General features: G+C 61.0%; 11 protein-coding genes. 6 read left to right on the forward strand and 5 right to left on the reverse strand.

Translation table 11 applies throughout. The annotated features are described in order from the left end of the window. Positions 1 to 43: 43 nt before the first annotated feature. Both dnaE and HMPREF2996_RS01645 read left to right on the forward strand, forming a co-directional pair. A complete protein-coding gene (gene dnaE, locus HMPREF2996_RS01640; RefSeq protein ID WP_070729873.1) occupies positions 44 to 3,619 on the forward strand; it encodes a DNA polymerase III subunit alpha in 3,576 nt (1,191 codons plus the stop codon). 112 nt (positions 3,620 to 3,731) lie between these two features. Beyond that, a complete protein-coding gene (locus tag HMPREF2996_RS01645) occupies positions 3,732 to 4,928 on the forward strand; it encodes a cobalamin-independent methionine synthase II family protein (RefSeq protein ID WP_070643740.1) in 1,197 nt (398 codons plus the stop codon). 108 nt (positions 4,929 to 5,036) lie between these two features. Here the strand turns inward: HMPREF2996_RS01645 and HMPREF2996_RS01650 are convergent, their stop codons facing one another. Both HMPREF2996_RS01650 and HMPREF2996_RS01655 read right to left on the reverse strand, forming a co-directional pair. Next, positions 5,037 to 5,663 carry a hypothetical protein gene (locus HMPREF2996_RS01650; RefSeq protein WP_070445366.1) on the reverse strand — a complete coding sequence of 209 codons (627 nt, stop codon included), beginning with the start codon at positions 5,661 to 5,663 and terminating at the stop codon, positions 5,037 to 5,039. Between the two features lie 110 nt (positions 5,664 to 5,773). Further along, positions 5,774 to 7,699, reverse strand: a complete 1,926-nt coding sequence (locus HMPREF2996_RS01655; RefSeq protein WP_141757468.1) for a choice-of-anchor I family protein — start codon at positions 7,697 to 7,699, stop codon at positions 5,774 to 5,776. A gap of 178 nt (positions 7,700 to 7,877) precedes the next feature. Here HMPREF2996_RS01655 and ilvA point away from each other — a divergent pair, with 178 nt between their 5' ends. Genes ilvA through HMPREF2996_RS01675 form a run of 4 tightly spaced genes read left to right on the forward strand, consistent with a single transcriptional unit; the run spans position 7,878 to position 10,474 of the window. Continuing rightward, positions 7,878 to 9,161, forward strand: a complete 1,284-nt coding sequence (ilvA, locus tag HMPREF2996_RS01660; RefSeq protein ID WP_070729801.1) for a threonine ammonia-lyase IlvA — start codon at positions 7,878 to 7,880, stop codon at positions 9,159 to 9,161. Next, on the forward strand, positions 9,161 to 9,799 hold the full coding sequence (locus HMPREF2996_RS01665; RefSeq protein ID WP_070643747.1) for a YigZ family protein: 639 nt from the start codon (positions 9,161 to 9,163) through the stop codon (positions 9,797 to 9,799). Before ilvA ends, HMPREF2996_RS01665 begins: the two co-directional genes overlap by 1 nt. Positions 9,800 to 9,844: 45 nt before the next feature. Next, a complete protein-coding gene (locus HMPREF2996_RS01670) occupies positions 9,845 to 10,081 on the forward strand; it encodes a hypothetical protein (RefSeq protein WP_070445375.1) in 237 nt (78 codons plus the stop codon). Positions 10,082 to 10,087: 6 nt separating this feature from the next. Beyond that, positions 10,088 to 10,474, forward strand: coding sequence for an RNA-binding S4 domain-containing protein (locus HMPREF2996_RS01675; protein WP_010190494.1), 387 nt, complete (start codon positions 10,088 to 10,090; stop codon positions 10,472 to 10,474). Here the strand turns inward: HMPREF2996_RS01675 and HMPREF2996_RS01680 are convergent. The 3 genes from HMPREF2996_RS01680 to HMPREF2996_RS01690 all read right to left on the reverse strand — a co-directional run bounded on the left by HMPREF2996_RS01680 (position 10,471) and on the right by HMPREF2996_RS01690 (position 13,672). Then, on the reverse strand, positions 10,471 to 11,475 hold the full coding sequence (locus tag HMPREF2996_RS01680; RefSeq protein ID WP_070729803.1) for a GTP pyrophosphokinase: 1,005 nt from the start codon (positions 11,473 to 11,475) through the stop codon (positions 10,471 to 10,473). The two genes, HMPREF2996_RS01675 and HMPREF2996_RS01680, sit on opposite strands and share 4 nt — an antisense overlap. 51 nt (positions 11,476 to 11,526) lie before the next feature. Next, the gene (locus HMPREF2996_RS01685; RefSeq protein WP_236659250.1) at positions 11,527 to 12,162 is read right to left on the reverse strand and encodes a hypothetical protein; all 636 of its coding nucleotides are present in this window, start codon (positions 12,160 to 12,162) and stop codon (positions 11,527 to 11,529) included. 124 nt (positions 12,163 to 12,286) lie between these two features. Next, on the reverse strand, positions 12,287 to 13,672 hold the full coding sequence (locus HMPREF2996_RS01690; RefSeq protein WP_070729805.1) for a 3'-5' exonuclease: 1,386 nt from the start codon (positions 13,670 to 13,672) through the stop codon (positions 12,287 to 12,289). Positions 13,673 to 13,722: the final 50 nt, after the last annotated feature.

Below are 13,722 nucleotides of genomic sequence, written 5' to 3' on the forward strand. Positions count from 1 at the left end.
GGACCTACGAGCGAAGTTTGACGTCCCCGCTAAGATGAGCCGCATGGCCAAAAACTCCTCCTTCGTCCACCTGCACAACCACACCGAGTTCTCCATGCTGGATGGCATGGCCAAGGTGGACATGTTGGCTGATGAAGTGCTACGCCAAGGCATGCCCGCGGTCGGCATGACCGACCACGGCAACATGTACGGCTCCAACGCCTTCTACCAAAGGATGACGAGCGCCGGCGTGAAGCCCATCATCGGCATCGAGGCTTACCTGGCGCCCGAGTCGCGCTTCAACAAAAAGCGCGTGTTGTGGGGAACACCGGATCAGAAGCGCGATGACGTCTCTGCCTCCGGTGCCTACCTCCACCAGACCATGCTGGCGGAGAATGAAACCGGGCTGCGCAACCTGTTCAAGCTGTCCTCTTTGGCCTCCTACGAGGGTCAGCTAGGTAAGTGGCCGCGCATGGACGCCGAGCTGATTGCCGAGCATGCTGAAGGCATCATCGCGACCACCGGGTGCCCTTCCGGCGATGTGCAGACCCGCCTGCGCTTGGGGCAGTTCAATGAGGCGCTCGAAGCTGCTGCCATGTGGCAGGACATTTATGGCAAGGACAACTTCTTCCTAGAGCTCATGGACCATGGGCTGGACATCGAAAAGCGCACGCGTGACGGTCTGCTGGAGATCGGCCGCAAGCTGGATCTGCCGCCGTTGGTGACCAATGACTGCCACTACGTGCTGGAATCCCAGGCGCCCTCCCACGAGGCCATGCTCTGCGTGCAGACGGGCAAGACGTTTATGGACCCGGACCGTTTCAAGTTCGACGGCACCGGCTACTACATTAAGACTGCTGCGCAGATGCGTGAGCTGTGGGACCACATGGTGCCGGAGGCCTGCGATAACACCCTGTGGATTGCCGAGCGCGTGCAGGACTATGGCGCGATTTGGGAGGAGCACACCCATGACCGCATGCCGATTGCCGACGTCCCCGAGGGCTACACCCCAACCTCCTGGCTAACTCACGAGGTGATGGAGGGACTGAAGGATCGCTTCAACGGTGGGGATGTGCCGCAGGAGTACATCGACCGTGCTGAGTACGAGATCAGCGTCATCGATATGAAGGGCTACCCTTCCTACTTCCTCATCGTGGCCGAGCTCATCAAGCACGCGCGCTCCATCGGCATTCGCGTTGGTCCGGGCCGTGGTTCGGCGGCCGGTGCGCTCGTGGCCTACGCGCTGACGATTACCAACATTGACCCCATCGAGCATGGCCTGCTCTTCGAGCGATTCTTGAACCCGGAGCGTCCGTCCGCACCGGATATCGATATCGACTTCGATGATCGCCGCCGCGGCGAGATGATTACCTACGCCGCCGAGCGGTGGGGCGAGGACAAGGTTGCCCAGGTGATCACCTTCGGTACCGTGAAGACCAAGCAGGCCATTAAGGACTCCGCCAAGGTGCACTTTGGCCAGCCGGGCTTCCAGATGGCGGACCGCATCAACGGCGCCCTGCCACCCGCGATCATGGCCAAGGACATCCCGCTCGCCGGCATCACGGACCCAGAGCACGAGCGCTATTCGGAGGCGGCCGAGGTCCGGCAGATGATTGAGACTGACCCGGACGTCAAGAAGATCTATGAGACCGCCCGCGGCCTCGAGGGCGTGGTCCGTCAGGCCGGCGTGCATGCCTGCGCGGTGATTATGGCCTCGGTCCGGCTCATGGACCACATCCCGATGTGGAAGCGCCCAGCCGACGGCGCCTACATCACCGGCTGGGACTACCCGGCCTGTGAGGCCATCGGCCTGCTGAAGATGGACTTCTTGGGACTGCGCAACCTCACCGTGATCGGTGACTGCCTGGAAAACATCAAGAAAAACCGCGGCGAGGAAGTCCACCTAGAAGACCTCCATGCCGACGACCCGAATGCCTCAAAGGTCTATGACCTGCTGTCGCGCGGCGATACGTTGGGCGTGTTCCAGCTCGACTCGGGCGGCATGCAGGAGCTGCTCAAGCGCATGAAGCCAACGGGCTTTAAGGACATCGTGGCGTCACTGGCGCTCTACCGCCCGGGCCCGATGGGTGTGAACGCGCACTGGGATTATGCGGACCGCAAGAACGGCCGCAAGGAAATTACCCCAATTCACCCCGAGCTGGAGGAGCCGCTCAAGGAAATCCTCGATGAGACTTACGGTCTTATCGTGTACCAAGAGCAGATCATGCGTATCTCGCAGAAAGTGGCAAACTACACCGCCGGCGAGGCAGATGGCTTCCGTAAAGCCATGGGTAAGAAGAAGCCAGAAGTGCTGGCCCAGCAGTATGACAAGTTCTGGGGCGGCATGAAGGACAATGGCTACTCCAAGGAAGCAATGGATGCTCTGTGGGGCACCATTGAGCCCTTCGCCTCCTACGCGTTCAACAAGTCCCATGCCGCGGGTTATGGTTTGGTGTCCTTCTGGACGGCCTACCTCAAGGCCTACTATGCGCCGGAATACATGGCCGCACTGTTGACCTCGGTGGGTGATAAGAAGGACAAGTCCGCTATCTACCTGGCTGACTGCCGCCACCTGGGCATCCGCGTGCTCTCACCGGACGTTAATGAGTCGGTGGAGACCTTCCAGGCTGTCGGCGAAGATATTCGTTTCGGCATGGGCGCTATCCGCAACGTCGGCGGGGAAGTGGTGGATTCCATCGTGAAGACCCGCCGGGAGAAAGGGGCTTTCACATCCTTCTCCGACTATCTGGACAAGATTGAGCTGGCGGCCTGTTCGAAGCGTGTCACCGAATCCCTCATTAAGGCCGGTGCTTTCGATTCCCTGGAACACCCACGCAAGGGCCTCATGCTTATTCATGAAGACGCCGTGGATTCGGTGCAGACGACCAAAAAGGCAGCCGACAAGGGGCAATTCGACCTCTTCGCTGGCTTCGGAGGCGGGGATGAACAGGGTGACTCTGTTTCTGCTTTTGCCATCGATATCCCGGAGGAGAACTGGGACCGTAAACACGAGCTGGCTCTGGAAAGGGAGATGCTCGGCCTGTACGTGTCTGGCCACCCGCTTGATGGTTTCGAGGAAGCACTGAATGCGCAGACGGATACCCCGATTACCAAGATCCTCAACGGCGAAGTGGGCAATGGCCAGGAGCTCGTGATTGGCGGCATTATCTCGGGCGTTGACAGGCGCTTTTCCAAGCGCGATGGCTCGCCCTGGGCCATCGTGAGCATCGAAGACCATAACGGCGCCCAGGTGGATATCCTCGTGTTCAACCAGGTGTACTCGCTGGTAGCCCCGCAGATCGCTGAAGACAACATCATCCTGGCCAAGGTCCAGGTGAAGATCCGCGATGAGCGCATGTCCCTGTTCTGCTCCGATATCCGCGTTCCCGATTTGGGGCCGGGTAACGGTGCCGGTCTGCCGCTGCGCCTGACCATGCGCACGGATCAGTGCACCATGGACAACATTGCGCGGCTGAAGCAGGTCTTGGTCAACAACAAGGGTGAGTCTGACGTGTACCTCACGCTTGTCGACGGCGAAGAGTCCACCATGATGGTCCTCGGCGAACATCTGCGCGTGGAGCGCTCCAGCAACCTCATGGGTGATCTCAAAGCGACGATGGGCGCCGGAATTCTCGGCTGAGGTAACACCCCGCATTCGTGTGCTGAATAAAAGTACAGAATGAGGCGGGCTGTGCTTCGCCCGTGGGTTACGCTAGACAGCACAGTCTAGTTGAAAGGGAGGCCGTTTCCTCATGGTCAATAAGATCCGTACCACTCACGTCGGCTCGTTGCCGCGCACGCAGGAGCTGTTGGACGCTAACCTCGAGCGCTCCGCCGGCACCATCTCCGATGAGAAGTTCCACGAGATTCTGGAGCGCTCGGTCGCTGACGTGGTCAAGCGCCAGGTTGATCTCGGCATCGACATCATTAACGAAGGCGAATACGGCCACATCACCTCTGGCGCTGTGGACTATGGCGCCTGGTGGAACTACTCCTTTACCCGCCTGGGTGGTCTGACCATGACGGACAAGGACCGCTGGGAGATCGGTGACAAGATCCGCTCCGAACCGGGCAAGATTCGCCTCTCCTCGATGAAGGATCGCCGCGACCGCGCCCTGTTCGCGGAGGCCTATAACGACCCGGATTCGGGTATCTTTACCGGCCGCAAGAAGGTAGCTAACCCTGAGTTCACCGGTCCGGTTACCTACATCGGTCAGGAGCAGGTCGAGGCGGACGTGAAGCTGCTTGCCGACGCCCTCCCCGAAGGCACCGAAGGCTTCGTCGCCGCACTGTCCCCGGGCGCTGCGGCCCGCCTGCCCAACAAGTACTACGAGGATGAGTCCGATCTCGTGCGTGCCTGCGGTGAGGCGCTCAAGGTGGAGTACAAGGCCATCACCGATGCCGGCTTGACGGTGCAATTCGACGCCCCAGACCTGGCCGAAGCCTGGGACTCGGTGGTTCCGGAGCCGACGGTTGAGGATTTTCGGGCCTTCCTGCGCGAGCGCATTGAGATTCTCAACGAGTCCATCAAGGATATCCCGCGTGAGCAGACCCGCCTGCACATCTGCTGGGGCTCCTGGCATGGCCCGCACGTGACGGATATTCCTTTCGAGGACATCATTGAGGAGATCTTGCAAGCCAAGGTCGGCGGCTTCTCCTTCGAGGGCGCCTCGCCGCGTCACGCGCACGAGTGGCGCGTGTGGAAGGACCACAAGCTGCCGGAGGGCACTGTGATCTACCCGGGTGTGGTTTCGCACTCCACGAATGCTGTGGAGCATCCGCGCTTGGTGGCGGACCGCATCATCCAGTTTGCTGAACTGGTGGGCCCGGAAAACGTGATTGCATCGACGGACTGCGGCCTCGGCGGCCGTTTGCACCGCCAGATTGCGTGGGCCAAGCTGGAGTCCCTCGTGGAAGGTGCCCAGATTGCTACCGAGGAGCTGTTCTAAGCAAGGAGTAGCTCCCCCCCTCAGCCAGCAGCTGAATACCACGCGCGAACCTAAATAAAAACGCGCGAACCGTATAGGTTCGCGCGTTTCTTTTCGTTGGGGCAGCGGCTATTTCGCAGCCGCCTTCTCGTCTTCCTTCTTCTGGGAGTTATCCCAGTAGAAGCCCTGGCTCTTCAGGAACGCACGCAGGCCGTCGAGGACGGATGGGTCGAATTGCGCGACCACGGTCAACGCATTAATCGCGACGGCGACCAGCGCGATCGTGCCGCCGACCCAGGCAAAGACCTCCTCGGCCGTGTCATTGGGGCGCGCAGACTGCACCCAGTCGGGCATCTCGTCCCATTCCTTCTCCAGCGCCGCGTCCTTTTCTGCCTGGACGCAATCTGGTTCTGCGGGCATACCGGAGGAACCATAACCGTTAAGGATGCCGAGCCCGAGCTCCTGCGGACCCATGAAGGAAGAGCCCGCGGTGCCATCAGCCACCGCCTTTTCGTGCTCCTCTTGCGCCTTGCGTACCTGGTTCGCACACTCCTCGGAAAGATCAGAGGTGTCGATGCGTCCGACGTTCATCGAGCTTCCACCGTTTGGACCCTCGGAGCTTCCGCCCGTGGAGCTTTGGCTCAGGGAGGACGAGGAGGACTGGCTGCTCTCAGCTGATTCGGCGGCTGAGGCCAGCGGGGTGACCAATGCCATCGTCGTGGCACACACTGCGATTAGTGAGGTGGAAAGGCGCATAATCAGGGGTTCTCCTTGGGAAGGGTGCGAAAGGAAGTACGAGAAAAAAGGGGGAGGGTTGTCTCAAACCCACTTCAATGTAGCAGCCCTCCCCTTAGTGAAGATAGGTTTTATAGGAACTTCTCCAGCTGCTCGCGCAGCGGTGCTGGAGCAAAGCTGAGAACTGTTTCGCGGACACCCGGGGCGTTCAGCAGGCCTACCGCGGCAGCGACAGCGGCGATGACTCCGATGAGAGACCCGACGGCGATGGTCGCGGTGGAGGAGTGGGAACTCTGGCTGCTCTTGTCTTCGTTATCGTGGTCGTCGGCATCGTCTTGGTTGTCCTCGTCGGCATTGAGCAGGTCCTCAACGTTGTAGACGGTGGTGGTTCCGGAAACCTCGTTGCCTACGATGAACAGGTGCTCACCGTTAGGGGAGTCTGCCTTGTCGACGAAGGCAAAGCCCTCCGGGCCCAAGTCGCCGGCAGCAGCGAACTCATCAGTGGAGAAGTCGCGGTTGTTGACATAGGTGACGAAGGAAGCGGTGGCGGGGTCGGTGACGTCGTAGACGAAAATGCCGCCAACGCGCTCGGCGCCAATGAAGGCATAAGTACGCTCCCCAACGGTGCCGATGGTCAGGGCCTCTGGTTCTGGGCCCTTGTTATCAGAGCGATCGTCGAACTCTGCCTCTTCGTTATCGGCGTTGTGGTGGAAGATACCCGGCTCGTTGAGCTCAGCGGTGATCTTTTCGAACTCGGCGCCGGAATCGAAGACAACGTTGCCCTCTGAGTCGTAGATGCTGAAGGAACGAGAACCGTAGGCATAAAGCTCATCGAAACAGCCCTTTTCTTCGTTCCAGCCGGAGGCGTTGCTCAGCTTCAGGTTGCCAGCGTGCTTTTTGTCGGCGAGTTCCTCCACGTTGACGTCGCCCAGCGCGCCCTCACATACCTTGCCATCCTCAACCAGATCCTTGAGTTTCACTTCATCGGTGTAGACGCCGGAGCCACCGTCCTTTTCCTTCACACCCCACTCGCGGGCATCGCCTTCGTTCGCAGTGGCAAAGTAGGTCTGGCCACCGGCGGTGAAGGCGCCGATGGAATCTGGCATGGACAGGCCCTTGACCGGGAGCGTGCGCAGCTCGGCCGCGTCATCCTTGTTCGAGGGGTCCAGCGGGACCTGCGAGTGATCCGCGATGTGGGCGGGCAGGATCTTCTCCACCGTGGCGGATTCAATATCGATGACGCCGATGGCGTTGGCCTCCTGCAGCGACACGAAAGCCTTGCCGTCCTGGGAGGTGATGTACTCCGGCTCAAAGTCGATGGACGGCTTAGAATCATGGCCGGAGGGGCCGAAGACTCGCACGCCCTCTGGCAGAGGCTGGTCGTCGAAAGCCGTGAATCCAGCGATGCGGGCATCCGCCTGCGTTGGCGCCTCAACAGCCTCCGGAAGCTTGATAACGGAGACGGATCCTTCCGGGTCCGTCACGTAGTCGGTGCCCTCGGCGTTGAGCTCATTGGATGGTTCGCCTTCGTTGGCCAGCAGCGCGTAGCCGCCATCTGCGGTGAGGTGGACGTTATCCGGCAATGCACCCACCATCACGCGGCCCACTTCGGCGGTATCCAGGTCCGCGGCCGCGGCGTTGAAGAACAGTGCTTCGCCGTCCTCAGTCTTGTCCGCCTGTTGGACGGCGGCCACCGCTAGGCCGTCGGGGCGCACCGCTACGGAGTTGATTTCTTTGCCTTCACCAGCAGAAATAGAGCCGATCAAGGTGGGGTTGGCTGGGGCAGAAGCGTCGAGAACATCAATCTGACCCGCGTGCGCATTGACCGTAAGGATGCGCTTGGAGTCCGGGTGGAAGGCCACGATCTCCGCAGCCGACTCCGCGTATACCCCGGACTCATAGGTGCCAACCGGGGTGAGCTTGAGACTGGCGTCTGCCGCCGAGTGCTCGATGACGTTGTTCACAATCGCGGCCGAGGAGGCCGGTGCAGCCACGCTGAGGCTGGTTGCGGTCGCCACGCAGAGCGCGAGAGAGCGGCGGGAGATAGAGCGAGACATTGAGAAAGACTCCTTGAAGCGAGACGAAAAAGATTCCGCATCACCGTACGTGCCGCCCATGACACTTTCGGGGAACAGAGCGTTGCGGCCAAGCGAGATCTAGGTAAACGTTCAGTGAATCGGTCGAATGCTAGGTAATGTGCGACGAAAGAATGGTGGGGCGCTAAAATGAGCCACCATGACAAGCACCCCGCACGACTTCGAGCCAATCCACGCCTCTGATATCCAATTGGCCCAATCGCGAATTAGCTCGGAGATTGCCCCGACTCCGCTGCAATACTGCCCGCGACTGTCCCAGGAAACCGGCTATGAGGTGTACTTAAAGCGCGAGGACCTGCAAGACGTGCGCTCCTACAAGATCCGCGGGGCTATCTACGGCATGTCAAACCTTAGCGAAGAGCAGCGGACACATGGCATCGTCACGGCGTCGGCGGGAAACCACGCCCAAGGAGTGGCTTATGCCTGCCGCACCATGGGAATCCACGGCAAAATCTACGTGCCGGAACCGACCCCGAAACAAAAACGCGACCGCATCTTGGTCCACGGCGGCGACCTCGTGGAACTCGTTGTCACCGGCGCCAATTTCGATGAGGCAGCAGCTGCCGCGCACGCGGATGCAGCGGAGCGCGGCGCCTTCTTCATCGAGCCTTTCGATTCGCGCGATACCGTCACCGGCCAGGGAACTGTGGCTGCGGAAATCGTCTCCCAGCTGTCTTCGATCGGTAAATCCCTCGATACCGTGGTGGTCCCCGTGGGCGGTGGCGGCCTGATCTCCGGCATCACCTCCTACCTCGCTGACATGGCCCCGCGCACGGCGGTGGTGGGCATTGAGCCGGCCGGGGCGGCGTCGCTCAGCGCAGCGTTCGCTGCTGGTGAGCCGGTGACCCTGGAGACCGTTGATCCCTTCGTCGACGGTGCCGCCGTCAAGCGCATTGGTGAGCTGCCCTTCCAGATCTTGGAAGCCAACCAGGGCCGCCTGCACCATGACACCGTCTCCGAAGGCGCCGTGTGCACGGAACAGTTGGCGCTGTACCAAAACGAGGGCATTATCGCCGAACCCGCCGGCGCGCTGAGCGTGACCGGCCTGCGCACGCTCAACCTGCAGCCAGGCTCAACGGTGGTGTGCGTGATTTCCGGCGGCAACAATGACGTGCTGCGCTATGCCGAAATCATGGAGCGCTCCCTGGTGCACCGTGGACTCAAGCACTACTTCCTGGTGAATTTCCCGCAGGAGCCCGGCCAGTTGCGCCACTTCCTGCAGGATGTTCTTGGTCCAGAGGATGACATCACGCTGTTCGAGTACCTCAAGCGCAATAACCGTGAGACCGGTGCTGCGCTGGTAGGTATCGAGCTGGGGAGTGCCGCAGGTATCGACGGACTGCTGGAGCGCATGGAGGCGTCGAAGCTTAATTGCCAGCAACTAAAGCCAGGTACCCCCGAGTACGATTTTCTTGTCGCATAATGCTGGAGAGCTATCAGCGTCCCGTCGCCGGTGAGATTGTCGAGCATGAGATTGAGATCAAGCGTTCGCGGTTTATCACCCTTATCGGCCGCGCCACGACGGAAGAGGAAGCACGCGCGCTTATCGACGCCGCCCGCGACCGCTTCCCCGACGCCCGCCACCACTGCTCGGCCTATATCTACCACGTGGACGGCTCGAATCCAGTGGAGCGCTCCTCCGATGATGGCGAGCCCTCCGGCACGGCGGGCAAGCCCATGCTCGATGTTTTGAAGGGCTCCGGACTGCTCGATATCTGCGCGGTGGTCGTGCGATACTTTGGCGGTATCAAGCTGGGCGCGGGCGGGCTCGTTCACGCCTATGGCGGTGCCGTCAGCGAGACGATGGAGCAGGTTGAGCCCGTCACGCGTGCCCTACGCGAGCTCTATACCGTCGAGGTTTCCCACGCGGACGCCGGTCGCTTAGAGGCAGAGCTACGCAACCGGGGTGTGGACATGGTGGATACCGCCTACGCCCAAGCGGTGACTTTCACCGTGTCTGTGGAACCCGGCGGTGAGGAGGAGCTTGCGGCGACGCTCGCCGCGCTGACCCAGGGTGGGGTAGAGCCGAAGGAAGCTGGAACTGCCTGGGTGGAGCTTTAAGGCCGCGAGAAGGCCGCGAGTTTTTGGCCATGTAGAATAAGCCCCATGACTATGCAGCGACGCCCCAACAACCCCATTGAGCAACGCAAGCAAGCCGTGCGCACCCACGCACGCAACGGCGCTATCTGCGTCGTGGGCGGCGTCGCCGGCGGTGTCCTCCTAGGCTGGGCACTCACCGGATTCTGGACCTGGATGGCGATTGGTCTCATCGTGGCCGTGGTGGGTGGCGCGTACAACTGGGTCAAAATCCAGAAGATCGTGAACGAGAACCACAACCTATAAAAGCCCATGGTGAATCAGCCCGACGGGCGGCCCGTACGCATTGATGCTTGGGTTTGGTCCGTGCGCATGTTCAAGACCCGCTCGGAGGCCGCCACGGCGGTGCGCGCCGGGCACGTCAAACTCAACGGCAACGCCACTAAGCCCGCGCAGCAGGTCGTTCCTGGCGACCGCGTGCGCGTGTGGCGCAACCACCACGAGCATGACCTTGAGGTGCTCGCCACCGTGTCCAAGCGCGTCGGCGCCCCGATTGCGCGCACTTGCTACATCGACCACGCCCCGCCGCCACCGCCGAAGGAATTTATGCCCTCCGTCCCGGTCCGCCCGCGCGGTGCTGGCCGCCCGACGAAGAAGGAGCGCCGGCAGATGGAGAAATTCCGCGGTGGATTCCGCTAATTATTTCGGAAGTTCTTTAAGGCCTTCAGCCGAGCATTCAAGCGGCGCTTGCGGTCTTTGCGGTCACCGGCCTCGGCCGTGGCTTCGATGTGCTGGGCACCGAATTTGTTGAGCAGCAAGTCGTCGATAAGCCTGACCTGGCCCGGGCGGAAGCGGTAGCGCATGGCATCGTGTACGTGGGCGATGGCGTCATCGTCGAGCAGCTGCTTGAGCTGGCTCAAGCGTGTGATGCCGTTGTTGTCGAGCAACTCGGCAAGGAAGCGATAATGCTCCGAGCGTGAACGAGGGAAGCGGTTGCCCAGAATAATGGCGAGGACACCAGGGAGGGTCTCGGCTGTAATTTCCACGTCATCGCCTGCCTCAGAACTGGGGGCTTTGAGTGCGGCGATTTCATCGAATTGCTGGTCCGCCAGCTCAATCAGGCCCGCAGCCAGTGTGAAGAGGCGATCCACCTGCGGGGAAGGCGGGTTCGGGCCCTGCTTGTACCGGATATCGTGCTCAAATTCCGCCCAAGCGTGTTGTAGCACGGTGCGGATTTGAATCTCGAAGGTCCAGCCGATATAAGGCTCAAGTTCCTCCAGCGTGGCGGCGCTGTCCTCGGACACCGTCAGCACCAAATGGTGCGAGCCATAACCAAAACCACCAGAAATCCGCGTTTCCGCCGCCTTGTCCACCGAGCGCAGCACGGTAAAGGTTTCTCCCAAAACCTCTAGAGCTTCCGGGATAACCGTGGAGTGGAAGACGGTAATTCGCACCCCCAAAACATCGTGGATATCTTCCCACGGCTTCGGGTACATCAGCTCGCCGTTGTCGCGGCGCTTCTTCGCTTTCGCCTTGAGAGAAGGCCACAGCTTCACGCGGGTCGCTACGCGGTCAAAGATAATGCCGGCGTCGTTAAGCAAGTCCTCGATGGCATCGCGGAAATCCTGCGCCGCGGTAGGATGCGCGTGTACCCAGGAATGGTACTGGTTGCTCAGGCGGGACATGGATGATTCAGCCATCTTAAGAACGTGACTCCTTTCGGCCACGGCGGAGGAAGTATGGAGGTGTGTCTACACCTCCAGTGGAAAGCCGTTAGCTAATACTAGTGGTTGCAAGCTCAGCGGTGGTCGATGGCGCGGGCGCAATTCGGCCGCGCGGTAGGCCAGTTCCGTGGCGCGCTGCGGGGAAATGTTGAGCAGCGCGTAGAGAGTGTGCGCATCAGGCACGAGGTAGGTAATACTCCGAGCCTGGCTAAGCCGCTGCAAATGATTGTCCAGGATAACGAAGGCCTGCGGGTGAGCCAACCACGACGAGACAGCGCAGCGATGCACCCGCACCTCTAGGCCCTTTTCCGTTCTACCCAGTCCGAGTTCGGCAGGCCGGGTAAAGAAGCGCAGCCCCTGCTGCGTCAGTGCGCGGCGTTGCAGATTCAGCGCGGCAGCATCCCAAGCTTGGCGCACGGTCAAACCCATATCGTCCACAGCGCGCTGGCTCACGCGCTTGGCTTCGGTGCCTGTGCCGTGGACCAAGGACATCGATAGCGTCCGCGATAGCTGGAGGCTAGCAGGTGAATCACCGAAGCCATCATCACAGAGCTTGATTCCGTTGAGCTCCTCGCTCGGGCAGAGCGAGGGGAGCAGGTGGTCGATGCGGAGGGAGGTGGGCAGCGCGATGGTCATGGTGGATTTACTCCGAAAGGTAGGCAAGTGCAGATTCCTTGCCCTTATTGGACTGGGCTTTATGCCCACAGGTTCCCACTAGTTCGTAGAAAACCCACCACGCGCTAGAGCCTTGATGTTCTAGCGCCTCCGTGCTCAAGAGCTACGCAGGTTAGAACGGCGGAGCCTCATCAAGCTGCAGCTCCTCTAACAGCTTGTCCGTCTGCCAGATCGCGATGTCCTGGCCTTTGCCTTGCAGCTCCTCAGCGCGTTTTTCTTTAGAGGTCTTGGTAGCCCACTGGCCCACAACCAGGATGGTGGTCTTCTTCGTGACATTCTTGCCCACCTGGCCGCCGCGTTCAGCAATCTTGGACCACAAAAGGCCCTTGTCGAAAGGCTCGAAGTCACCGGTGAGAGTGACATTCTGAGCAAATAGCGCGCCTTCCGGATCCGCATCAGGATTGGGATCCGGGATGGTGTCCGGAGTGGATACGGATTGCCACGGGGCTGCACCACGGCGCTCCTTAGCGGCGGAGCCCTTCTTCTTCGAGCCCGAGGCTGTACCCGCCATGCGCGTCTTGTCGCGGAAATCCGTACCAGCGCCCAAGTCGGCAGCGGAGAGGGGAGCGGTGTTGGCGCGCAGGACCGGGATGACGGAGTCCTCGCTCAACGTGCCCAGCGCAAAATCACGGGTGGTGAACAAGTCTTCAATGCTTCCGGAGTGACCAAAGCGCTGCGCTAGGGCACTGACAATCTCGCCCGCCGCGCGGGCGTCGGCTGTGGCCTCGTGATGGCGGAAATCCTCGGCACCGAGGTAGGAGGCAACGGTGGGAAGTTTATGGTTGGCCACGTCGATGACGCCTGCACGGGAGGCGTCGCGGGCCAGTGCCAGGGAACACGCTAAGCGAAGTTCTGGCACCGGCGCGTCGGCCTTCTTGAGGCCACTGCGCAGGGCCGTGGAATCGAATTGCGCGTTGTGGGCTACTAGCGTGTCTGTGCCGAGGAACTCGAAGAGCTCGGCGGCGGCATCAGCGAAAGGTAAAGTATCAGCGACGTCCTCCGCTGTGATGCCATGGATGCTGATGTTGACCTCGTCGAAGTGCTCGAGCCCCGGTGGGGGAGTGCACAGCCACGTGCGGGACTCGGTCTCTTCGCCATCGCGGAAGCGGACCGCACCGATCTGGCAGACCGAGCCCCAGTTATCGTTGGCGGTTTCCACATCGACGGCGGTGAAGTTGAGCCCCTGCACACCACTGCTGGCAGCCGGTGCTTCGCCGCGCAGCGCTGCCTCAACCGCGCGGGCAAATGCGGCCGCGTCTTGGCCGGGGGCGAAGCGGATGATCGTGTCCCCAACGGTCCCTGCAGAATCGCTCGTGCTGCGCACTATGACCTGCCCAAACCCTGTCTCCGTTGGTTTCGTGCACTCCACGCCCGTGGCATCAGCTAAGGAGAGAGCCTCGCGGGCTGGGGCGCCAAGGGAAGCGGCTAGCTGGGAGCGTTGGACGGTGAGTGCATCGGTGGTGACATCAATGACAGCACCGTGGGCGGTATAGGACACGGTTTCCTTTCAAGGACGGGGTTAATGGTGGACAGCAGACGGTGGAGTGC

The organism is Corynebacterium sp. HMSC066C02 (assembly GCF_001814945.1).
GTDB classification, from domain to species: domain Bacteria; phylum Actinomycetota; class Actinomycetes; order Mycobacteriales; family Mycobacteriaceae; genus Corynebacterium; species Corynebacterium aurimucosum.

Bases quoted from the DNA above. Each gene is read 5' to 3' on its own strand.
- ilvA (WP_070729801.1), top strand. From the start codon at position 7,878: ATGACAAGCACCCCGCACGACTTCGAGCCAATCCACGCCTCTGATATC.
- HMPREF2996_RS01655 (WP_141757468.1), bottom strand. From the start codon at position 7,699: ATGTCTCGCTCTATCTCCCGCCGCTCTCTCGCGCTCTGCGTGGCGACC.
- HMPREF2996_RS01665 (WP_070643747.1), top strand. From the start codon at position 9,161: ATGCTGGAGAGCTATCAGCGTCCCGTCGCCGGTGAGATTGTCGAGCAT.
- HMPREF2996_RS01675 (WP_010190494.1), top strand. From the start codon at position 10,088: ATGGTGAATCAGCCCGACGGGCGGCCCGTACGCATTGATGCTTGGGTT.
- dnaE (WP_070729873.1), top strand. From the start codon at position 44: ATGGCCAAAAACTCCTCCTTCGTCCACCTGCACAACCACACCGAGTTC.
- HMPREF2996_RS01680 (WP_070729803.1), bottom strand. From the start codon at position 11,475: ATGGCTGAATCATCCATGTCCCGCCTGAGCAACCAGTACCATTCCTGG.
- HMPREF2996_RS01670 (WP_070445375.1), top strand. From the start codon at position 9,845: ATGACTATGCAGCGACGCCCCAACAACCCCATTGAGCAACGCAAGCAA.
- HMPREF2996_RS01645 (WP_070643740.1), top strand. From the start codon at position 3,732: ATGGTCAATAAGATCCGTACCACTCACGTCGGCTCGTTGCCGCGCACG.
- HMPREF2996_RS01650 (WP_070445366.1), bottom strand. From the start codon at position 5,663: ATGCGCCTTTCCACCTCACTAATCGCAGTGTGTGCCACGACGATGGCA.